General features: G+C 59.6%; 17 protein-coding genes and 1 pseudogene. 9 read left to right on the forward strand and 9 right to left on the reverse strand.

Features of this window, described 5'->3' with window-relative positions:
• The 3 genes from HAQ05_RS09565 to HAQ05_RS09575 form a co-directional block, all read left to right on the forward strand.
• Window positions 1–906 (forward strand): GGDEF domain-containing protein (locus HAQ05_RS09565; RefSeq protein ID WP_238936494.1); only part of this gene is annotated, 906 nt, incomplete at its 5' end.
• Window positions 907–1,667: 761 nt separating this feature from the next.
• Complete coding sequence (locus HAQ05_RS09570; RefSeq protein ID WP_190419811.1) at window positions 1,668–2,696, forward strand: type III secretion system chaperone; 1,029 nt, start codon at window positions 1,668–1,670, stop codon at window positions 2,694–2,696.
• A gap of 233 nt (window positions 2,697–2,929) precedes the next feature.
• Window positions 2,930–4,747 carry a hypothetical protein gene (locus HAQ05_RS09575; RefSeq protein ID WP_190419813.1) on the forward strand — a complete coding sequence of 606 codons (1,818 nt, stop codon included), beginning with the start codon at window positions 2,930–2,932 and terminating at the stop codon, window positions 4,745–4,747.
• 477 nt (window positions 4,748–5,224) lie between these two features.
• Here the strand turns inward: HAQ05_RS09575 and HAQ05_RS09580 are convergent, their stop codons facing one another.
• Entirely contained in the window at window positions 5,225–6,370 is a 1,146-nt protein-coding gene (locus HAQ05_RS09580) for a mandelate racemase/muconate lactonizing enzyme family protein (RefSeq protein WP_190419815.1), read from the reverse strand.
• Between the two features lie 19 nt (window positions 6,371–6,389).
• On the reverse strand, window positions 6,390–7,682 hold the full coding sequence (locus HAQ05_RS09585) for a CitMHS family transporter (RefSeq protein ID WP_190419817.1): 1,293 nt from the start codon (window positions 7,680–7,682) through the stop codon (window positions 6,390–6,392).
• 125 nt (window positions 7,683–7,807) lie between these two features.
• On the opposite strand from HAQ05_RS09585, the gene HAQ05_RS09590 reads away from it, so the two are divergent.
• The 3 genes from HAQ05_RS09590 to HAQ05_RS09600 all read left to right on the forward strand — a co-directional run bounded on the left by HAQ05_RS09590 (window position 7,808) and on the right by HAQ05_RS09600 (window position 11,292).
• A complete protein-coding gene (locus tag HAQ05_RS09590; protein ID WP_190419819.1) occupies window positions 7,808–8,707 on the forward strand; it encodes a LysR family transcriptional regulator in 900 nt (299 codons plus the stop codon).
• A 132-nt stretch (window positions 8,708–8,839) separates the two neighbouring features.
• Window positions 8,840–10,210 (forward strand): MFS transporter, encoded by a 1,371-nt coding sequence (locus HAQ05_RS09595; RefSeq protein ID WP_190419821.1) that lies wholly within the window; start codon window positions 8,840–8,842, stop codon window positions 10,208–10,210.
• Window positions 10,207–11,292 carry a mandelate racemase/muconate lactonizing enzyme family protein gene (locus tag HAQ05_RS09600; RefSeq protein ID WP_190419823.1) on the forward strand — a complete coding sequence of 362 codons (1,086 nt, stop codon included), beginning with the start codon at window positions 10,207–10,209 and terminating at the stop codon, window positions 11,290–11,292. The genes HAQ05_RS09595 and HAQ05_RS09600 overlap by 4 nt, the downstream gene beginning before the upstream one ends.
• Before the next feature lie 964 nt (window positions 11,293–12,256).
• Here the strand turns inward: HAQ05_RS09600 and HAQ05_RS28610 are convergent.
• Both HAQ05_RS28610 and HAQ05_RS28615 read right to left on the reverse strand, forming a co-directional pair.
• On the reverse strand, window positions 12,257–12,406 hold the full coding sequence (locus HAQ05_RS28610) for an SOS response-associated peptidase family protein (RefSeq protein WP_238935267.1): 150 nt from the start codon (window positions 12,404–12,406) through the stop codon (window positions 12,257–12,259).
• Window positions 12,407–12,463: 57 nt separating this feature from the next.
• Window positions 12,464–12,691 (reverse strand): AraC family transcriptional regulator N-terminal domain-containing protein, encoded by a 228-nt coding sequence (locus HAQ05_RS28615; RefSeq protein ID WP_238935268.1) that lies wholly within the window; start codon window positions 12,689–12,691, stop codon window positions 12,464–12,466.
• Between the two features lie 295 nt (window positions 12,692–12,986).
• Here HAQ05_RS28615 and HAQ05_RS29145 point away from each other — a divergent pair, with 295 nt between their 5' ends.
• On the forward strand, window positions 12,987–13,856 hold the full coding sequence (locus tag HAQ05_RS29145; protein WP_338050183.1) for a sensor domain-containing diguanylate cyclase: 870 nt from the start codon (window positions 12,987–12,989) through the stop codon (window positions 13,854–13,856).
• A 239-nt stretch (window positions 13,857–14,095) separates the two neighbouring features.
• On the opposite strand, the gene HAQ05_RS09615 is transcribed toward HAQ05_RS29145, so the two are convergent.
• Together HAQ05_RS09615 and HAQ05_RS09620 are read right to left on the reverse strand one after the other, a co-directional pair.
• On the reverse strand, window positions 14,096–14,374 hold the full coding sequence (locus HAQ05_RS09615; protein WP_190419827.1) for a hypothetical protein: 279 nt from the start codon (window positions 14,372–14,374) through the stop codon (window positions 14,096–14,098).
• A gap of 585 nt (window positions 14,375–14,959) precedes the next feature.
• A complete protein-coding gene (locus HAQ05_RS09620; RefSeq protein ID WP_238935269.1) occupies window positions 14,960–15,550 on the reverse strand; it encodes a DcrB/PsbP domain-containing protein in 591 nt (196 codons plus the stop codon).
• A gap of 194 nt (window positions 15,551–15,744) precedes the next feature.
• On the opposite strand from HAQ05_RS09620, the gene HAQ05_RS09625 reads away from it, so the two are divergent.
• Window positions 15,745–16,491, forward strand: coding sequence for a KilA-N domain-containing protein (locus tag HAQ05_RS09625; protein ID WP_190419829.1), 747 nt, complete (start codon window positions 15,745–15,747; stop codon window positions 16,489–16,491).
• A 25-nt stretch (window positions 16,492–16,516) separates the two neighbouring features.
• On the opposite strand, the gene HAQ05_RS09630 is transcribed toward HAQ05_RS09625, so the two are convergent.
• From HAQ05_RS09630 to HAQ05_RS28620, 3 genes and pseudogenes are all read right to left on the reverse strand, one after another.
• Window positions 16,517–17,896, reverse strand: a complete 1,380-nt coding sequence (locus HAQ05_RS09630; protein WP_190419831.1) for an LLM class flavin-dependent oxidoreductase — start codon at window positions 17,894–17,896, stop codon at window positions 16,517–16,519.
• 9 nt (window positions 17,897–17,905) lie between these two features.
• A complete protein-coding gene (locus tag HAQ05_RS09635; RefSeq protein WP_338050184.1) occupies window positions 17,906–19,042 on the reverse strand; it encodes an SfnB family sulfur acquisition oxidoreductase in 1,137 nt (378 codons plus the stop codon).
• Window positions 19,043–19,135: 93 nt separating this feature from the next.
• Window positions 19,136–19,621, reverse strand: a pseudogene (locus HAQ05_RS28620) (SfnB family sulfur acquisition oxidoreductase); the annotation flags it as partial.
• Between the two features lie 382 nt (window positions 19,622–20,003).
• Between HAQ05_RS28620 and HAQ05_RS09640 the strand changes: the two are divergent.
• Complete coding sequence (locus HAQ05_RS09640; RefSeq protein WP_190420073.1) at window positions 20,004–20,984, forward strand: ABC transporter substrate-binding protein; 981 nt, start codon at window positions 20,004–20,006, stop codon at window positions 20,982–20,984.
• The last annotated feature ends 3 nt before the right edge of the window (window positions 20,985–20,987 follow it).

The following is a 20,987-nucleotide window of genomic DNA, read 5'->3' on the forward strand; positions in this document are numbered from 1 at the left end:
GAGGTGGGGGGGTTTACTTATACAACACGTAGTATGACTGATGCCATTGTGCCTACATTTGCGCCGCTTGAAGAAATTCGTACCTCTTATCTGAAAATAATGACCGAAAAATCCAATGAGAGGCTCGCTGATGCGTCTAGATGGCTTACTTTCATAACCCTGATAGTGGCATCTGGAATGCTGATCTACGTTGTATTGTTACTATGGGCGCACCGGGTCATCTTCAAGCCGCTCCTGCAAGCGCGATACAATATCGTGGCCCTTGCCGATGATCGGACCATCGAGCTCCCACAGGCTTTTAGAAACTCTGGAACTGAACTCGATGAAGTATTTAAAGCCTTGGGTGTGCTGAAAACTCGGCTTGCGGAGCGTAGGGAGATAACTGCGAGTTTACGGACGCATGCGTTGACGGATGGGCTGACAGGGCTTTTGAATCGGCGCGCATTTGATCAAATTGGGGATGGTAAAATCTATTTTACCGATCTGCCAGATGTCATTGGTCTTATTCTACTCGATATTGACCATTTCAAATCTGTGAACGACAATTACGGCCATGCTGCGGGAGATACTGTTTTGAGGGCGGTAGCTAAGGCTTTGACAACCCACGTGCGGCGTGGAGACTTGGTAGCTCGGCACGGTGGAGAAGAGTTTTCTGTAGTGTTGTCTGGCGTTGAGTTTAGTCAATTGTATTCCATGGCCGAAAAATTAAGAGTAGCTATTTCTAAAATGACCATCGAGGTCAGTCCGTCGATATTTCTCAACGTCACAGCTAGCTTCGGTATCGCTTTTGGGCCGCGGGAAAATGGAGGTTGGACAGAATTGTTCGCTGAAGCAGACGCATCGTTGTACGAAGCAAAAAGGGCCGGTCGAAACTGTGTGCGATGTCTTATGCAAAAAATAAGTTAAGTATCAGTTAATTCACATACAGTCTCTGGCCTGTCAAAAATCACAAGTTGTGTATTTGCTGCCGATATACGGCTTTATACCTGGTATAATGGTCGCCGCAGACTTCTTGACTGCGGGATGCGCTGCCGAGCCAGTTATCCAGCCTCAGCCCCGCACCGTGCGTGTGGACGTTCCAGCGCGCACCCAGGCGGTGGCCTCCGCCCTGGGCAGCGGCCGGCTTGAAGAAGAGTCACAGCCTGGACGTGAAGGTGCTGGCGCTTGGCCCAGCGCCGGAAGCGCATCGGGCTTGAAAGCGAATTGCAGGCCGCTGCCAGCGCATGCCAATGACCAACCGCGCAGTCCCGCCCATATCCGTCCCAATGCCCGAAAGGGTGCCGTTCTCGCTCACTCAACCACCGGGAGAATTAACTGCGACCCCTGATTCCGCACATTCCCCATTGCCTTTCCCACCGAATACCAGTCGAAGGCGTCGGTGGGCGTGCCCAGGTCGCGAGCGATCACCTCGGCCCGCTTGCTGGTGGTGTCGGGGTACATCCAGCCCATGGAACCTAATCTGCGCGGGCACCACATAAATATACCTGGCGGAAAAAAGTATAGGCGAAGGCCCCGTACAACATAAATGCTTATCCCCCCAGCCAGCGCACGGTCCAACTGGCGCGCTAACCTTCTTATTCATTCTGCCCAATATGAACGGGCATCCAATTGGGTGCTGATGACTGCCGCGCCACTCAAGGCCTAGGCTCCGTCCAATGGGTGACTCCATGCTTAGAGATTCCAGCCAATACCTTTCGGGCCGTCCGGCCCCCGCGCCCATCACCAGAAATCACCCGACCGCTGATATGGCCAGCGGCTTGCCGCCACTACCGACCGAGGCTCACCCTTGGCTGACAGCCGTTGCACAAACCCTGGGACTGACGGGTAGAACCGCCGAAACCTTTACCCGCTACGGGCTATTAACGGTTCCGTCGCTGAATATCTTGATGCTCTGCCAACAGGCTGAGCCCGCAAGGTGGTCGTTACTAGGCTTTGTCCAACCTCCGGCGGGGATCAGCACGTTGCTCTGGAGTGAAGCGTTGCTACGCGCCAATTGCGTCGCCATGGCCCTGGACACTTGCGTGTGGGGCCAGGATGAAAAGGGGGCAACCGTCCTGGCCAAGCAACTGCCGTTTTATCAGTACAACGACTGCCAGGCTGTGGTCGAAGCTATCGAACAGATGGAAGCACTCAGCAGTAGCCTGTTAGTGACTGTGGTAGCGGCAGCTCAGGCAAGTACCGACGCGCCCGAGCAACCGTCGTCGGACATGACTCCTGTCAGTCCTCAACTGGACTTGCTCGGTCAACGGCTGGACAGTATGGCGGAACGTGCGATCGACGCTCAGTGGCATAAGCCTTTAATTGAGCAGGCATTGACTGCGCTGAAGGTGGCACTGCCAGGCCAAGCGTTCGGTAGTGTCGGCGCGCTCAAGGTCGACAAACGCTTTATTGAGGTCATTGCCGACCCCGACGAACGTCATCTGTTGCTCAGCACCTCTGTTGGCGTTTCCATAAGCACCGCGGCACAGCGTAGCGCCGCATTGCAGACCAATCTGTATCTGATGACCGGAGCCCATTGCGGATTGGCCTTGGCACCTGGCGGGGCCACTCTGCAATCACGGTGGGACTGTACAGGTCTGGACGGAAATGACCTTGCGGCATGGCTGGCCGACTTCATGACGCTGGCTTGCGCGTTGGATGCCGGTGACCCGCCTGCGGCCGCGACTCACTACCGTTCAGCCGGAGGGCACAACTGATGACCGGCGGAATTATGAATCTTAACAACAGCATACCCCTTCTACCGATTTCACAGCCACCCTCCGGCCATGTCGGGATCACAGGTAATCAAAACCCGCGCCAGGCGCCCACGTTAAGGGACCGATTAATTGGGGCGGCTAACAGTGCAAGGGCGACGGGGGGCCTACTGCTCGCCGACACTCGAAGCAATCTACCTTCGGTTCAGACTTTGGGCGCGATGGTAGGTCATGGCTTGCAGCAATTGGTAACCTGCGGCGCGACCACCTTCGCCCGCGAAGAAGTGTTCATGCATGCTTACCACGCCATGCTCCCAATACTCGAAAAGAAGGGCGCTCCAGCCTTGCTAGTTGCTCAATTGGCAATTTCGGCTGCAAAGGTTGGTGCAAACATTTATCGTCAAACGCGCTTGGAGCATCCAGACAAGGAGGTGGCCGTGCGCGGCCATTTCGGGCTTAGCAATACGGAATGGCAAAGCAAGTCTGCGATTCAGAAAGCACAACTGACGGCTCAGCATGAAACCGATTCACGCAATATCACGCGTAACCAGTTGCTCGCCGAGACGGCATTTTTCGTGATGTCGTTGATGAGTCATACTCAGGGCGATGGTGCTCTGGCCGTGCGAGTATTGTCGACACAGTTGCGTAATCTCACCTATGCCGCCAGCCGTGAAACGTTACAAGCGAGCACGGCATTCACCGCCAGCACCCACGGTATCGCCGCTCATGGCGTCAATGCCGAACACATGGCCGCCAACGGTTGGACCTACACCGCCATGACCTTAGCAATGAGTTACCTACAAGATGCCGTGATCGGCCATACCCTACCTGCTGGACAGTCGGTGGCGGGTCCGGCCCTGAGTGACGCGTCAGGTAAGCCCCTCTCGGGTGCAGCGCTGAACAACGCCGTCAATCTGGTTGCCGGTGTGCGCAGCATGGCTAACACCGCCATTGAGTTCATGGACGCCTTTCGCGGCAAACATTACGACCTCGAGCAGGTCGGTGATACGCAAAAGATCCAGACCGACCTTACGAAACTATTCCCGTTTAAGGACTATGGGCGGCTGCTGGATCATTCCTTCGCCCGCCTAAGTTGGAACAATATTTCCGGGGCCATGCCCCTGGCGCTGGATTCCATCACCAAAGGCAAAGTCCCGCCAGCGGTTTCTCAATTCATCAACAATGCCGGCTCGGCAGCTATGTTTGGCATGACCTACAGAATGGTCAACCAGTCCTATCAGGCGCACGCGAAGATGCGCGCGGCGCGCGCCACACTGGAGGCGGGCACATCCCAGTCAGTCGGGGCGCAGGCGGGGAGCGGTGTTATTGCCAGTCCATCGGGTATGAGGATTTTGGCAAGTGATGCCACAAACGAGGCCGCGTCTTCGACGGACGCAGCAGGGCCCGGGCCAAGCACCTTGGCGAACCGGCAACGCAGAGGTCAAGCAGCCCCACCAATGCCCCCCAGGCCATCCCCCCCTACGAGTCAGACAAGCCCGACGCCTTCTCGACCGTCTTCCAACTCGTCGGTGAACACATCGCAGAGCCATGCAGCACAGCTTCTGGAAGCGCGCCTCGGGAAACAAAGCATTAGACAAACGCCTGCAACGCCAGATACACCGCAAGCCGTTTCGGTACCAGAGCCATCTCCGAGAATCGCGCCGTTGCCGCCAAGAGCGTCTGCCGAAGGCGCCACCCCCCCGTTGGCCGCTACACCTCCAGCGGAAAACACGTTACCTCCTACACCGCAGGAAAGCCAGGCGAAGGCGCAACCGGCGATCACCCAAGGCGAGGAAGTAGCGCCTCCCGGCACGCAGCAGCATGACTCAAGCCAAGCACCATTGCAGCAAAGCCCGACAACGCCTGTTACCGGGCGAAACACTGCACAAAACGCCCCGCACGAGTCTAATCCCATCGTCGCCGCCACAAGGCCTGTATCCGCCACTGGCGTACTGCTAAGCGATGATCAACGCGTTATACCTACCCGGCCAAGAGCGGGATCTGTGGGTGCCGCGCCGATGAACACGACTCCATTCACTGCACCGCCTGCGTAAAGGCCACCCCCGCACCTCATAGCAGCCTGACTTAAGCGAAACGGCCTCCCTGAAGGCCGGGGCGTTTCCCGCTCGCGAAATAGCTCGAGGGCAGGGCTACCGGCTTCGGCTTCCTTGGGGATAGTGATGATTTGGTTGGATGAGAAAGGTGATGTCTTCATGCAAAATTTACTTGATCCGATTAGGAGAAAATTTCACTTCTGACGAGCCCTGATTCCAGGGGGGATTACAGGGTCTTTGTTGACGGGTACAGCGTCTACCTCGAAAGTCGGCACCTACCATTCCCCAACCCCGGCCAATCCAGGGGCAAGGTTCATACAGCCGCCGCCGACCCGGTCGAGTGGACATAAGCCGACGGCACCGCCCCCGTGCAAACTGGGGGATCGACGGCGTCGGTTTCGATGCACTCGGCACGACTGTACTGCCGTGCGTCCTGGCAGGTGTGAGCGTCGAACAGGTCAGCTCGGCGGCCGCGCTTCACTCTTCTGCAGGATGGCGAAGCGCTGCTAATGGAAAGGCCTCGTACGGCCATCTCAGCAGTTCCTCAGTATCGATGTCCACACCCAACCCTGGGGCATCTGGCAGTGTCAACCAGCCGTCCTCGACCTCAAGCGGCTGGCGCGCCAGCGCATTGCACTCATCCTTGAAGTTGACGAAATACTCCGCGATCAGAAAGTTCGATACCGCCATCGACACGTGAGCAGTCGCCGCCATGCCAACCACCGTGCTGTTATGGTTGTGAGGGCTGAAGCCTACTGCGTAAGGCTCGGCCATTGCCGCCAGCTCCATCGAGGCCAGGATACCGCCACAACCACACACATCAGGGTTAATCACATCCGCCGCGCTAGCCTGCAGTAGTCCCTGGAATTGTTCCTTGCTGTAGAAGGTCTCCCCGCACACGATCGGCAGGCGTGTATGGGCACGGGTTTGCGCGACCAAGTCGATGTTGTCGGCTAGGTTCGGGTCTTCGTACTGCAGGATATTGAACGGCTCGATGCGCCGGGCAAACTCGATCGACTGCTGCGGCCCCACGCGCCGGTGCGCGTCAATCAACAGGTCAACGCCCTCTCCCACGGCATCACGCACTGCACGTACGTTCGCCACTGCGGCGTCCATGGCGCCACGTGGCAGGATAGTCCGCCAGGGGCCGCTGTAGGGATCCCACTTCAATGCGCTGAAGCCGGCGGCCACCGTTCGTACCGCTGCAGCGCAGATGTCGTCCACGGTTTTACAACCATTGGTCCAGCCGTTTGCGTAGAGGCGGATCCGCTCACGCTGGCGGCCACCGATCAGCTTGTATACCGGCAGCCCAGCTTGCTTGCCGATGATGTCCCACAACGCTATTTCTATACCGCTCCAGGCACAGGATAAATCTACCGAGCCACGTTTGATCACCAGGTCATCAAAAAGGATACGCCAGTGATGGCGGATATCATGTACCTGCCGCCCGAGCAGGTATGGTGCAATACAGTGCACGAAGGTTTCGACGACGCGCTCCTTGTGCAACGTGGTATAGCACTCACCCCAGCCATACAGGCCGGTGTCGGTGTCGACTCGCACCAGCAGCAGGTTTTTGCCGCTGCGCGGGTTGAACAGGTAGGGGGTGATACGTTCGATTTTCATCACATTGCTCCAGCGGTCTTTACACAGAAAAGGCGCCCACCAGCAGCGCAGCGGCAGTCATGACCCAACTGCCTCCCAAGGCCCATGCCCAAAGGAAGCGCTGGTGCTGGCCGATCGATATGCCGCACAGGCTAGTGAGTAGGAAGGTCACGGGCGTATTCGGGCTGAGCGTGGCGCCCACGGTATGCAGCCCCATCAGCGAGGCGCGGGCCATATCCAGTGGATCACCACCCAGTTGCTGGTGCACCTGCGCCAACACCGGCAGTACACCGAAGTAGTAGGAGTCCGGGTCGAACAACAGCGACAACGGCGCCGAAATAACCGCCACCAGCAGCGGCAGGAAGCGCCCGAACTCATTGGGAACACCGTCCGCGGCGGTATAGGCGATGGCGTCGAGCATGCCGGCGCCATGCAGCACGCCGGTGAACACACCCGAAGCCAGCAGGATCGAAGCCATAATCAAGGCTGGCCGGGCGTGGGCGATCAGCCGCTCCATCTGTGCCGTGGGGGCCGGGTAATTGATTAATAGCGCCAGCGCCAAGCCGATCATGAACACCACTATCGGCGGGTACACCGCCAGCACGATGATCACCAGGATAACCAGCGTCAGTAACGCGTTGACCTTGAATAGCTGCGGCCGCGAGATAGTCTCGCTGTTCTGTTCGGGCTCCTCCAGCAGCACCTGTGGCTGCACCGCCAATTGACCAAGGCGGCGACGCTCACGCCGGCCCAGCCAGCCCGCCATTAGTAGGAGGTAGGCCAGCCCGACCATCGCCGGCACCCACAGTGGCTGGAAAATCATCCCGGGGCTGACGTGCATCACCGCTGAAGAGCGCAGCACTGGTGCCACCCATGGCAGGATGTTGATACCCGCCGCCAGCCCACAGATACCGGCAAGGATGCGTCGATCTAACCCCAGTCGCTCATAAATCGGCAGCATGGTCTTAACGGTCAGTAGAAAACACACCGCTGCCGCGCCATCAAGGTGAACCAGTACGCAGAGGATGGCGGTTCCAAGGCACACACGCACTGGGCAATGGCCAACGTGGCGGACCACCTTATCGATGATGGGTTTGAGCAGTCCGGCATCAGTTACCACGCCAAAGTAAAGGATGGCGAACATGAACGTGGCGGCCGTGGGTGCGACGGCTTTGATGCCTTGCTCGTAAAAGCCACCGAGCTGCGCGCCAAATCCCCCCAGCAAGGCAAACATCGTGGGTATGAGAATCAGCCCTACCACCACCGACAGCCGATCGAACAGCAGCAGTACCGTTAGGCTGAGGATAGTGGCGATACCCAGCAATGCCAACATAGTTGACGTCTCCTTGTTATTGTTATGCACGGCGCACGATCTGGGCGCGGTAGATTCGATCGTAGGCGGCAAGTACGCCGCCAACCAAACCATTCTGTGGATAGGCCCATTCAAGGTGTGAATGCATGGAACTGAGGCAACTGGAATGTTTCGTGCTTGTAGCCGAAGAGCTGCATTTCGGCCGTGCCGCCGAGCGGCTGCACATGACCCAGCCGCCGCTGAGTCGGCAAATTCGCCTACTCGAACAACAACTGCGGGTGGAGTTGTTCATTCGAGCCAACAACCGCGTCCAGTTGACCGCCGCAGGCACTGCCCTGCTCGCGGATGCCCGCGACATGCTGGAACGCGTCCAGCGCACCCGGCAACGTATACTGCGGGTGAGCCAGGGACAGGTGGGGCAGGTGAGGTTGGGCTTCACTGCCGGGGGGGCCAACCACCTCATGCCCGAAATGCTGGCCAAAGCAGCCCGGGAGTTGCCGGAGCTGACCATAGAGCTGCATGAACAGCCTTCCATCGCCCTGGTCGAGCGGCTGCGTAAGAATGAGATCGACATAGCCCTGCTACGTCGGGTGCCTGCCGACCAGGCGTTCGAGCATCGGGTACTGTTACGCGAAACTCTGGTTGCCGCGTTGCCTTGGGAGCATGCCCTGGCCAGTGCAAGGCAGATGCCGCTCGCACAGTTTGACGGGCAGCCGTTCATTGGTTATTCCGAGCCGGAAGGCGCGCATTTCCAGAGCCTGATCGCCGAATTGTTCGAGCGACATGGCATTCACCCGCGCTACGTGCAACGCGTGGGGCAAAGCGATGCCCTGCTCGGATTGATACGTGCCGGGCTGGGTGCCGGTATCGTACCCTCCTCGCTCACGCGCCTGCGCCCACCAGGCATCATTTTCGTTGACCTGGAAGCCACCCCAGTCACCACTGCGATGTACATTGTCTGGCGTGGTAATGACGAAAACCCCGCCGTCCCTGCGCTGCTGCGGCAGGTCGTCGGTATTGAAGGGTTGCCCATCGAGAATGGCTAAGGTGACCATTCAAGACCGGTATGGGCAGGGTCATTTTTTGGATTGGACCTAGTCGGCAGTAGCTTACTAGGATGTTCGCCAAGGGGCATGGCTGCGGCCCATCCAGAACCACAACAATGACAAAGGTTTCCTATGGCGCTCATCTCCAAGGCCGCAGCTGCGGCCGTGGCGGGCTCGGTCGCGCGCAAAACCGGCTACCGCTTTTACATCATGTTCATGCTGTTCTTCATCACCACCATTAACTACGCTGACCGCTCGACTCTGAGCATCACCGGCGCGGCGATCAAAAACGATCTGCGCCTGGACAACGTGACCCTGGGCTACTTGTTCTCCGCCTTTGCCTGGAGCTATACGCTGGCACAGCTTCCCGGTGGCTGGTTGCTCGACAAGATCGGCTACCGCAAGGCGTACTTTTTTAGCTTGCTGTTCTGGGCAATGTTTACCTTCACCATGGGCTTCTGCGCCTCGTTGCCGATCACCTGGGCCATCGCTGGGCTATTTGTGTTACGGGTGGTAATTGGTGCCGCCGAAGCACCGATTTTCCCTGCTAATAACCGTGCGAACCTGATCTGGTTCCCGCGCAGTGAACGCGGAACCACCGCAGCGGTATTCACCGCCTCGCAATATTTCGCCAAGGTCTGCTTCGCTCCGCTGATGGGTTTCATCACCCAGTACGCCGGTTGGCCTTACGTGTACTGGCTGATGGGTGTGCTCGGCGTAATGACTGCCGTACTAGCGCTGAAAAGCATGGCCGCGCCCGGAGAAAACCGTGGCTGCAACCAGGCCGAACGTGACTATATAGAAGCCGGCGGAGGTCAGGTGGGTCTGGATAGTACCGCGGGTACGGGGCCCGGCATGGACTGGCCGCAAGCCTGGTGCGAACTTAAGGTGCTTGCCCGGAACCGCATGATGATCGGCATCATGCTAGCTCAATACTGCCTGGCCACGCTCACCGCTTTTTTTCTCACATGGCTGCCCCTCTACCTCATCGAAGACCGTCACATGTCCATCGCCAAGGCCGGGGTGGTAGCTGCGATACCGGCACTGACTGGCTTCTTCGGCGGGGTGCTGGGTGGGGTGCTGTCCGACCGACTACTTGCCAGCGGAGGCTCGATAACTTTCGCACGCAAGTTCCCCATCGTGTTGGGGATGTTGATCAGCGTTTGCATCCTGTTGTGCAACTACCTGGACAATGAACTCTGGATCATCACGGCCATGGCCGTGGCGTTTTTTGGCAAAGCACTCGGCACGCAAGGCTGGAGTGTGCTGGGCGAGGTGGCCCCCTATCGCTCGGTGGGCATGGCCGCCAGCTTGCTCAATGGCTTCGGTAGCATTGCCAGCATCATCTCTCCGATCGTCATCGGTTATTTGATCCAAGCTACCGGCAATTTCCAGTGGGCGTTCCTATTTGTCGCGCTGCACGGCTTGGTAGCAGCGCTGCTCTACCTGTGCGTGGTAGGCCCGATCAAGCGTATCGAACTTAATCCACGGAGTACCCCATGAAGATTACCCATGCCAACATCAACCTGATCACCGTGAACGACGACGATGCCTGTTACTTGCCGTTCGCTCGCCAGCCTCAAGCGCGGCAGGTGATCACAGTGAGCTTGCGTGCTGAAGGCGGTATCAACGGCATTGGTGTGTGCTATGGCTACCGAGGCCTGGCCAAAGGCCTTTTGGCAATCACCCGGGAGCTCGCTGACTGCGTGGTCGGCGAGTCGCTGCACGCCTATGAACACATCCACAAGCGTTTAAGCCAGCATGCGGCGACCTTTGCCGATTGCGGGCTGTTTCTCACGGCGCTTTCGGCCATTGATGTCGCGCTATGGGACTTGAAGGGCAAGTATGCCGAACTCCCTTGGTGGCGTTTGCTCGGGGGCACCCGGCAACGCATCACTACCTACGCGAGCGGGCCGCTGCATCGCGGCTTGAGCGATGAGCAAGTGGTGGAACAGGCGCTTGAGCTAGAGCGCCGGGGCTTTGGTTACATCAAACTGCACCTGGGATTGGATGGCCCGTTCAACCTCATCCGTGAGTTGCAGCGCGCGCGGGCAGTGAAAGACGCACTGTCGCCGACTACACAGCTGATGTGCGACATCAACGAACGCTGGGCTGTTGGCGATGCCACCGCAGTCGGCGCACATTTGGCTGCACTAGGGCTGTACTGTATCGAAGACCCCATTCACCACCACGATTACCGGGGCCTGGCGGCAATTACTCAGGCCGTGCCGACACGGATAATGGCCGGCGAGAATTGGTGGGGGCCGTGGTCGTTCCAGCATGCGCTGGCTGAGCGATCCATGGACATCGCCATGATCGACCTGCAGCACGTCGGTGGCGTGACCGGTTGGATGAAGGTTGCCACGATGGCTGCCGCCCATCACGTGCCGGTGGTCAGCCACATCATGCCGGAATTCCAGGCTCATCTGGTCGCTGCAGCGCCTAACGGGTTGATGTGCGAGCACAAAGAGTGGACTTGGGGGCTGTTCGAGCACTTACCGGTGTTGATCAACGGCCAATGGGAGTTAAGCGAGCGCCACGGGCACGGTCTCGTTTTTTCGGCGGCCAATGAGACATTGAACTGACCAAGCGTCGTATTACCGAGCGACCTCGCTGAGGTCACACACCAAAATGGGCTGCCGCCCAGCGGTGAGATCAAGCCCGAGGTGTCCTTGCGCGCAGAGATCGAGTTGTAGGGGTCAACCGTTTTTCAACACCGAATTGAGTTTTTCTTCCGAAACAGCCGACGGTACGAAACCGTTATACTGATGCGGCCTGACCCAGTTGTACCGCTGCATCAAACATCGACCAATATATTGCTCGGCGTGGCGGGCGCTCATCTAACCTACGGTGGCCACCCCCTGGGTTTTCAGGCTGCGAAACAGCCGCCCCATAGGCGAGTCGTCATGGCAGTTTCCGCGTCGACTCATGCTTTGCGTCACGCGGTAGCGCCATCACCAATGAGGAAAGCTGCGGTCACCATACTGGCCGCCCTGAACCATCTGAAACAGCACGCCAACAGGCGGGCTAGGCGCTTCAATAGCTGCACCCAGTGCCCCTTGCGCTTCAACCCCCTTTATACTCCTTCGGCGAGTTATCCCGACGCACGCAGCGAAACGTAGTCAGCGGCCTCGTTTAGTAGCCTTAGCAAGCGCCGACCCTCTGCTTTGGTTGCACGAGGCAACGTTCCACTTTTCAAAATTATACCTTCCACCGACTGGCTACCTGCCCATTGGGTAGGTACGGCCAGTCTGAGCTTGGATTTGCCCCTTTAATGGGTTCGAGGGCGACACGTGGCATTATCCCGCTGTATTCCCCGCAATAACGCCGTCAGATCACGCCACGGAAATTCCGCAACGGGCTTGACTTGCTCACATCCCTCCCGGTGCTCAAACGGGCGCCGCGCATCCGTCAAAAGCTGGATCGCGCCGCAGTGTCGACACGTCACCCCTTTTTCTCCCAAGTCCCACTTAGCCAGCCACTGCTTTCCGATCATGTGCTCCCCTTGGTCAGTCGGGCTGGAAGGCTAGAACCAGACAGAGCCACGCGTCACTCAACCACCGGGAGAATTAACTGCGGCCCCTGATTCCGCATATTCCCCATTGCCTTTCGCACCGAATACCAGTCGAAGGCCTCGGTGGGCGTGCCCAGGTCGCGGGCGATCACCTCGGCCCGCTCGCTGGTGGTGTCGGGGTCCATCCAGCCCATGGGTCCCTGCAGCACTCGGTAGCGGATCTTGCGTTCAATAGACGGGGGCTAGTGCAGGAATATCAGATGGGGCCGCATCAGGCGCAGCATGCGGACCCAGGCATCCAGAAGCTCTGCGTTAACGGCGTCGCTCGAGAGCCCCGTGTCTCGGCGGCTTTCCTTGGCCGCATCGGGCAGATCCGACGCCAAACCCGCAAGGAGTCCTGGGTTGTGCGTCAGACTCACCGCAAGATACGGGGCGCCGGACTTGCTGCTGCGCACGGTGGCTGCTGACATGCCAGCCAAGAGTCGATGGGGCGCATCGGTGAGCAGGAAGAGATTGCCACGGGTGTGCAGAGGGCGCTCCCGTTACAGACATCCGCCTCAAGTGCTGGCCTCCGGACGGACTGAGCTACCACTGATCGCTTACCGGTTAAATTTTTGCGCTGACGTGCCGATGGTATCAAAGTGCGGCTTATCTGACTTCGTAAAAATCAACACATCCAGCTTATTGACTGATTCAGGGGACGCCCGGATATGGGTACCAGTGCTTTGCCAAAGTGGGCCGGTCACCTCATAACACTTCTTTGAAATAAGCCCTGTCCCTGTTGCTGTGTATGATCAGGATGATGTGTTGTGTTTCGCTAACTTGGCGTTTCGACAGGTCTTCGGCTTGACAGGTGACGAGCTTGTTAGCTGGACGGAGCTAGTGCGCATAGCCCGATCTAAAGGTGCAGGCACCCATGTTCAAACTGAAAATTTCGAGCAATGGTTGATGTCCACTAAAAGTCGACGAGGAAAACAGCCATTCCGTGCGTTTGAAACAAACCTCAATGATGGTCGCTGGTTATGGATGACGGAGACATTCGACGCCGAGGGTTGGAGCATTAGCATGGCCCCGGACATTTCTCGCCTACAGGCTAATGATCATCGTCTTATGCGCCTTGATCGGGATATTGCCATTCGAACGTCGACGACGGATGAGCTAACTGGCTGCATGAATCGCCGAGGCATTTTAGTGGAATTGGGAAAGTTAGTGGCGTCTTCGCAAGCTGAGGCAGGGTTTGCTCTTGCATTGCTGGATATTGACTATTTCAAGCAAGTCAATGACACCTATGGCCACCCTGCGGGGGATGCCGTGCTATGTCATTTCGTGGAGCACTTGCATTCTCGCATTCGAAGCAAGGATCTATTAGGGCGTTATGGGGGTGAGGAGTTCTTGGTTATATTCCCGGGTTGCTCTAATCTCGATGCTGTAACCATTCTTGAAACTATCAGGCAGACTATTGCGCCAATTAGTTTAGAAGGGGGCGAGGTCAGTTACAACTTTTCTGCTGGAATTACGAACTTCAAAATCAATGAGACCGTTGATCAGATGCTGAAGCAGGCTGATAGAGCATTGTACGCTGCCAAACAGGAAGGCCGAGGACGGAGCTGTATCACCAAGCAGACGCCTAGCTAAGCCAGAAATGGCATATCTTTCGTGGGTTCGGAAGCTGCGGGAAAGACCGACACAGCGGCCCAAGGCCGCTAATAATCGGGGGCGTTTCACTTTTTGTACCAAATGAGCGAATGTTAGGGGGCTTTATAGCCCCGAAAAGCCCCTGCAACCCACATTTCAAATAACCAGCTAATCAGCATGTGATCGATGTGCTACCTATCTGGACTGGCTCAGTTGTGCAGTCAACTACTGCTTGAATCTCAGAAATCTTGGGTCTGCTCTACGATTTCAAGTTTCACCATCAGCTTGTGGCCAATATTTTCGTTTAACTCCCAGTACAGGTGCTCGATATCCTTCACTCTGAACTCTTGATCAGCAGTGGGCAGTTTATTCCATGAAAGATCGGCCAAAGTCCTGTGCTCGAACCGATCCCCAATGAAAGCAGCCGGGAAGGGGGAGGAGGACTTCACGCTCCATATGGGGTCATTGGTGAAAGAGTTTTCGTAAAGCTCGAAATGGTACTCAAGAGGCTTGGACATGGCTGGCGGTCCCTGCTGGTGTGGTGGCGAATGTCTATATTGCGCCGCCAAACAGATTTGCAAAACCCCCTCGTAAGTTATTGATTGTCATGGACTGAAAGGCGCAATTTTGGGGGGGGTGAATATATATAATTCTATATATAAATCAATAATTTAGGTCTAATCTGCTTCCCACCTTGACATGGTGGGGGTCGTTGGTTCGAGTCCAATTGTGCCTACCAAATTTTTTTGAAGGGGATACCGCGAGGTGTTCCCTTTTTTTTACGATTTTTTTTACGTTCTTTTTTGCGGCGCCTCATTGGAGGCCGGAGCGGGCGGCTAAACATCGGGCAGAAAAAAGCCCGCCTGGGGAACGCGGGCTAGAAGCAACAACAATGATGAGGAGCTGTTGTGACTCTACGCGGGGGGCTGTGAAAACCCCGTGAACCGACCGTGAAAATCCCCTTCGCGGTGCTGCTTGCCAACGCCGCCCAAAGAAAAGCCCGCGCGGGGGCGGGCCAAAGAGTTTCATGAGGAGCTGGGAGATACGTTAAGCCCCAGGCTGTGAAAACGCCGTGAACCCGGCGTGAAAATACCCTGCGGGCTTCATTGGCCTTTGTTGATGCCCTTGATCAGCGCATCGTGCCCGGCCTTGTCGTTGGCGCGGGAAATCACCTGCACCAGCGACATGGTCGGGCCGGAACCGGCCAGGAAGGTCGATGACAAGGTCGGGCCACCGCCCATGCTGGCGGTACTGTCGACTTGCTCGACCCCGAGTTTGCCCAACGTAAAGCGTTTTTCGCCGGTTTTTTTGAAATCAGGCAGCGCCTGGGTCTGTTGTTTGATGAAGCCCTCGCTGGCACCGGACAAAAACTCATCGTCGTTGTCATCGGTTGTGACACCATTGGGGATGGGCACTTCGGTCACCATCACCACCCGGCGCTGCGCTGGGTTCATGTACAGGATGCCCTTGGCGCCGGCGGTCCCGCTGCTCGCCTCGCCCGGCGGCAATGCGGTTTGCGCGTAGCCGGCCGGTAAGGTGAAGCTGAACTTGCCGCCCAGCGTACTGACCGTTTGCGCCTTGGTACTGGCGGCCGGCGGCTGGGCCGGCTGCGCGGCCAGCGCGGCACCGGCCAGGGGCATCAGCAGCAAAGCACATAAGGCCAAGGGGCGAGTTCGGGAAAAGCGAGAGGGCATGAGTGGCTCCAGTTTGAACTACAGGCTTACAAAAGATTATCACCATGGGCATGGGTTCCGCGCTCATGCACCTCGTTAAGACTTTTCCTGCGCAAAAATAGATCTTTCTGCCGCTACATTACGAAAAGTCTCGCATCGAAAGTGTTCCAAACGGTTCAACCTGCAAGCGCTTCCACAGTGGCAGGGAGGTTGCCATGGCAGCATGTGACGTGACCGAACACCGCTACGGCGGCGCCAGGATTAGCCAGCGCCTGGCAAGCGGCTACCTAGACGCCAGCGCGATGTGCCAGGCCGCTGGGCAAAAGCTGGAGCCGTGGCTGGCGGCCCGCAGCACACGCTTGCGGGTGCAGGCCATGGCGCAACGCTGGGGGGTGGCTGGCGACCAACTGGTGCAGCGTAGCGTAGAACAAGGCCGGGTGCGCTGTTGGCTTCACCCGGCCCTCGCGCGCCGCTTGGCCGCATGGTTATCGCCACATTGGGCCGTGGCGGTCGAGCAGTGGCTGGCTGCATGGGCCGCCGAAGCGGGCCCCATGGTGCCGCCCGAAGCGCTGCCGCGGTACGTGGTAGCCCCCTACAGGTTGGCCTATGGGTATTTTTCGTTTCATAACGAGTTGGTGCTGCACCTGCTGGGGCCGCTTGCCCGCGACGGCTTCGAGTGGCCATGCCGGCGCTGGCCGGCGGCGGCTGACGGCGTGGCCTTCGACACCTGGCTAGGTGGGCGCGGGGTGGCTGTACGCGCGTTCTCGGTGTACCGGCATCATCCGCTGGCCGGGCCTGCGTTCCAGGCCCGGTTGTACCCGATGGCGTTGTACCCGTTGTTACGGGAGTACTTGTACGGCGAGTGGCTGGCAAAGCGTATAGCGGGCCATCTTGCTGGCCTCAACCCGCCACGGGCGCTGCCTGCGCACAGTTGGCAACTGCCCTGGGGCGAAGGTGGCTAGTGCGGTGTGCCAGCGCCCGTGCCCATCAGCGTTGCGCCAGGGCGGCCAAGTCGCGGTAACCCGCGCCGGGGTGCTGGCCGGGCAAGCGGTCGCCGGCACCGAACAGCTTGTGGCGCAAGCTGCCTTCGGCATAGGCGGTTTTATAAAGGCCGCGGCTTTGCAATTCGGGTATCACATGCTCGATGAAGTCGGCGTAGCTTTCGGGTGTCACAGTGCGGGTGAGGTTGAAGCCATCTAGGCCGGTGTCTTGCACCCAGCCGTGCAATTGGTCAGCCACTTGCACGCCGGAACCGACCAATGCCGGGTAGCGGCCGCCGAGGGCGTTTTCGTCGAGGATGCGGCGCACGGTCCAATCCTGATTGGCGGTCAAGGTTTTCACGGCCGATTCGATGGCGTTGTTCTTCTCGAAGCGGATTGGCTCATCCAGGCCATAGCGGCCCAAGTCGATACCGGTGGAGGCAGCGTAATGCGCCAGGCCCGCTTCGGGGTTGGCGTAGCGCAAGTATTCGCCGTGCTTGTCGCGCGCTTCGGCTTCGCTGGCGGCGGTGACTACGCTGATGCCCATGAATACTTTGATCGCTTGCGGCGGTCGCCCGGCCTGGCGCGCGGCCTCTCGAATGGCCGCCACCTGGCGGGCGGCGGCCTCGCGGCTTTGCCCGGAGATGAACACGCATTCGGCGTGCCGCCCGGCAAAGCGCAGGCCACGGGCCGACGAACCGGCTTGGAACAAGACCGGGGTGCGCTGTGGCGATGGCTCGCACAGGTGGTAGCCCTCTACCTGGTAGAACTCGCCGTGGTGCTGCACCGGGTGCACTTTGCTGGGCTGGGCATAGATGCGCCGTTCGCGATCGGCCAGTACCGCGCCATCTTCCCAACTGCCTTCCCACAGTTTGTAGAGCACTTCGAGGTATTCATCGGCCTGGTCGTAACGGCGATCATGCTCCACCTGTGCCGGGCGCCCCATGGCGCGGGCTGCGCTTTCTAAGTAACCGGTGACGATATTCCAGCCGACCCGCCCGTTGCTGAGGTGATCGAGCGTAGACATGCGCCGGGCGAACAGGTAAGGCAGGTCGTAGCTGAGGTTGGCCGTGAGGCCGAACCCCAGGTTTTGGGTAACCGCAGCCATGGCCGACACCAGCAACAAGGGGTCGTTGACCGGTAACTGGATGCTCTCTTGCAAGGTGAGGTCCACATTCGCGCGGTATACGTCGTACACCCCCACGATGTCGGCCAGGAACAAGCCGTCGAACAGGCCCTTTTCGAGCAAACGGGCAAGGTCGGTCCAGTAGTCGAGGCGGTGGTAGTTGGCCGAGCGGTCGCGAGGGTGCGTCCACAAACCATGGTTGATGTGCCCCACGCAGTTCATGTTGAAGGCGTTCAGCAAGATGTGTTTATTCGATGGCATGGCGAGCTCTCAGAGGTAACCCTTGCGCGGCGGCAGTTCGCCGTTGAGGTGGTAGTTGCCAATGGCGTGGTACTTCCAGCGCACCGGGTCGTGCAGGGTGTGGGTGCGGGCGTTGCGCCAGTAACGGTCTAGCCCGGCGCCGCTGCCGGCCAGCTCCACCAGTAGGTTGCCAGCGGCCAGCGAGGTGTCGGTGCTCAGTGCCCGTACTTCGGCCACGGCCAGCGAGGCCGCCGCCACCCGAGCACTGTCGGGCGCCTCCCGGGCGGCTTGCACGTGCTCGCCGGCTACCCTGAGCAAGGCCTCGGTGGCTGCCACGTGTACCGCCAGTTCGCCCAGGCTGTAGGCCACCAGGTCGTCGTGCGGCTCAGCCAACTGCCGGGCACGATCGAACGCGCCCCGCGCCAGCCCGGTATCGATGGCCGCATGCAGCAGTTGGGCGACGGGCCCTACCGCGGTAGGGCGTTCGAACGAGGCTTGGAACGGCACTACATCGTCGGCGTCGACGTACACCTGCTCGAACACCACCGAGCCGCTTCCGGTAGTGCGCTGGCCCATGCCGGACCAGTCGTCGATGATGCGCAGGCCGCTGGCTTCCCGGTGCACGAAGGCCATCTGCTGGCGGCCCTCCGGGTCGATCACCGAGGTAGGCACGCGCTGGGCGAACAACGCACCGGTGGCGTAGAACTTGCGCCCGTTGATGCGGTTGCCGGTGCCGTCCGGTGTCAGCGAGGTGGTGCGGTGCTGGGAGGTCTTGGTGCCGATCTCGGCCAGGGCGTTGCCAAAACGCACTCCGGCCTGCGCCTCGGCGAACAGCCGCCGTTGTTGCGCGGCGGTGCCGTTCACCCGCAACACCTCCAACGCATAGAAATGATTCTGCGGGATTTGCCCAATCGAGCCGTCGGCCGCCGAGAGCAAGGCGATTACCTCGGCCACGGTGGCAACGCTGGCATCCAGCCCACCGAAGGCTTTAGGTACGGTCAAAGCTAACAGGCCGCTGGCGCTGAGGCGGTCGAGTTCTGCGTGTGGCAGGCGGCGTTCACGGTCTCGTTCGGCGGCGCCAGAGGCAAACTCCGTGGCCAGGTAGCGGGCCAGTTGTAGCGCACTGGCCGCATCGGCGGCGCGTTCGCCCGCTGGCGGCAGCGGCACACCGGGGCGTACGCTCAATGCGTATTGGCCCAGCGCCAGCACATTTTGCCGCAACGCCGGCAGTGGCCGCGGCCGCTGTGCCTGTTGCCAGTGCCGGGCAAGGCCAAACTCGGCCAGGGTGGCGCGGCTGCCACTGAGCTCGAAGAGTTTTTCGCTCAGCAACACGGCGGTGCGCTGGGCCTGCACCTGGGCCTGTAGCGCCGCCACCGGCCGCTGTTCGGCAGGGGCGCTGGCCGCTTGCGCCAGCAACACCTGGGCGGCGCGCAGTTGAACCTGCAGGCGGCCCACCTCGGCGATGATGAATGGCTCCAGGCGTGCCGCCTCCACCTCGGCGTCCGCCCAAGGCCTGGCACGTTCGCGGATGAATGCCAGGGTATCGGCGTAGGCGCTTTCGCCCAGGCCCACATCGATGGCCGCATGCAGCAAGGGTTCGGGCAATGCGTGAGGATCTTGGCCCTGTGGCAGATACTGGCGCAGGTGGGCCAGGGCAATGGCAGGGTCGAGGGCTGCCTGTTCGCGCAGGGTATTGACCTGCTCGGTGGGGGTAGGCAGGGGGTAATAGGGGGCCGCGGCAGTCACGCACAGTCCTCGCTGGGGCGAAGGCCGGTAATGCCTCGGCTTCGCTAGGGTTATAAAAAAAAGCCAAGTCCATTGGCCCGGTGCAGCGAGAGTAGGGCGGTATAAGAAAATTAGAAAATAGCGTTTTTGAATATATATAAGCCCGCGTTCGCGGCCATAAGGTTATTCCCCGATGGCATTTGCCACGCATGCCAACCGGCTTATAGGTTGGCCATGCCTCTCGTGAAGTGTTTCAGACGTTCGCACAAGCATCGACCCTATAGGTGAGGTTCGCCGGCCAAAGCGGCCTGGCAGCAAAAGGTGCCGTCAAGGTCGCCCGGCCAACGTCTAAAGCACCACACGAACAATGCCAACAGACCGCCCTGGCGGCTCGGCCACGCCCATGGCCGCCAGGCCTTCGGAGCCGTCCGTGAAACCCTTGATCGTTTTGGCCAGCACCTGCCTGGCAACTGTATTGTCCTTGGCTTCTTACGCCCAAACCCTGGTGGTGGGCGACCAAAGCTACAACGCCCGCACCGTGATGGAGGCGGCCGGGGTGCTTGAAGACCTGCCCTATACCCTTGAATGGAAGCAGTTCAGCGCCGGCTCCCCGGTGGCCGAGGCGCTCAACGCCGGCAGCCTCGACCTGGGGTTGTTGGGCGATGCGCCGCCGCTGTTTCTCGGCGCCTTGGGCGCGCCGCTGAAGGTTGTCGCGGTGTCGCGCCAGCAGTTGGACGGTGTCGCTATCGTGGTGCGCGGCGACTCAGGCATCCAGCGCGTGGAAGACCTTCGCGGCAAGCGCGCCGCCGTTTGGAAAGGCTCCTGGAGCCAGCAACTGTTGTTCAGCGCCCTGGACCGGGCCAAGGTCCCGCGTGACGCGGTTGACCTGCGTTACCTCAATGCACTGGACGCCGCCCATGCGCTGGACGGCGGCTCGGTGGATGCCATCGCCACCTGGGAGCCTTATGTGACCCAGGCCGTGCGCCATGGCGCGCGGGTGCTGTGCACCGCCGAGGGGCTGATCCCGGCGCAAAGCTTCGTCGTGGCCAGCGACAGCGCCATCGCTGGCAAGCGCGCCGCCATCGCCGATTTTCTGGCCCGCTTGCGCACGGCACGGCAATGGTCACTGCAAAGCCCAGCCCACACCGAGCAATACGCCAACGCCTGGGCCGAGCGCACCCGGGCCGATGCCGACATCGCCCGCGTTTGGTTTGCCCACGCCCGTACCGACCTGGTGCCGGTAGACGCACGTGCGATCAGCGATGCCCAGCAAACCATCGACTTTTTCGCAGGGCTTGGGCAAATCCACAGCTACCCCGCGGCGCGCATCTTCGACCCATCGTTCGGCGCCGCGTTGGCGCCCGACGTTGCCACGGCACCTTGAGGA

This window comes from Pseudomonas typographi, assembly GCF_014694385.1.
GTDB lineage: Bacteria > Pseudomonadota > Gammaproteobacteria > Pseudomonadales > Pseudomonadaceae > Aquipseudomonas > Aquipseudomonas typographi.

Excerpts from the sequence above, each read along its gene's own strand:
- HAQ05_RS09570 (WP_190419811.1), top strand. The coding sequence starts at position 1,668 with ATGCTTAGAGATTCCAGCCAATACCTTTCGGGCCGTCCGGCCCCCGCG.
- HAQ05_RS09580 (WP_190419815.1), bottom strand. The coding sequence starts at position 6,370 with ATGAAAATCGAACGTATCACCCCCTACCTGTTCAACCCGCGCAGCGGC.
- HAQ05_RS09585 (WP_190419817.1), bottom strand. The coding sequence starts at position 7,682 with ATGTTGGCATTGCTGGGTATCGCCACTATCCTCAGCCTAACGGTACTG.
- HAQ05_RS09590 (WP_190419819.1), top strand. The coding sequence starts at position 7,808 with ATGGAACTGAGGCAACTGGAATGTTTCGTGCTTGTAGCCGAAGAGCTG.
- HAQ05_RS09595 (WP_190419821.1), top strand. The coding sequence starts at position 8,840 with ATGGCGCTCATCTCCAAGGCCGCAGCTGCGGCCGTGGCGGGCTCGGTC.
- HAQ05_RS09600 (WP_190419823.1), top strand. The coding sequence starts at position 10,207 with ATGAAGATTACCCATGCCAACATCAACCTGATCACCGTGAACGACGAC.
- HAQ05_RS28610 (WP_238935267.1), bottom strand. The coding sequence starts at position 12,406 with ATGGACCCCGACACCACCAGCGAGCGGGCCGAGGTGATCGCCCGCGAC.
- HAQ05_RS28615 (WP_238935268.1), bottom strand. The coding sequence starts at position 12,691 with ATGTCAGCAGCCACCGTGCGCAGCAGCAAGTCCGGCGCCCCGTATCTT.
- HAQ05_RS09615 (WP_190419827.1), bottom strand. The coding sequence starts at position 14,374 with ATGTCCAAGCCTCTTGAGTACCATTTCGAGCTTTACGAAAACTCTTTC.
- HAQ05_RS09620 (WP_238935269.1), bottom strand. The coding sequence starts at position 15,550 with ATGCCCTCTCGCTTTTCCCGAACTCGCCCCTTGGCCTTATGTGCTTTG.
- HAQ05_RS09625 (WP_190419829.1), top strand. The coding sequence starts at position 15,745 with ATGGCAGCATGTGACGTGACCGAACACCGCTACGGCGGCGCCAGGATT.
- HAQ05_RS09630 (WP_190419831.1), bottom strand. The coding sequence starts at position 17,896 with ATGCCATCGAATAAACACATCTTGCTGAACGCCTTCAACATGAACTGC.
- HAQ05_RS09640 (WP_190420073.1), top strand. The coding sequence starts at position 20,004 with ATGGCCGCCAGGCCTTCGGAGCCGTCCGTGAAACCCTTGATCGTTTTG.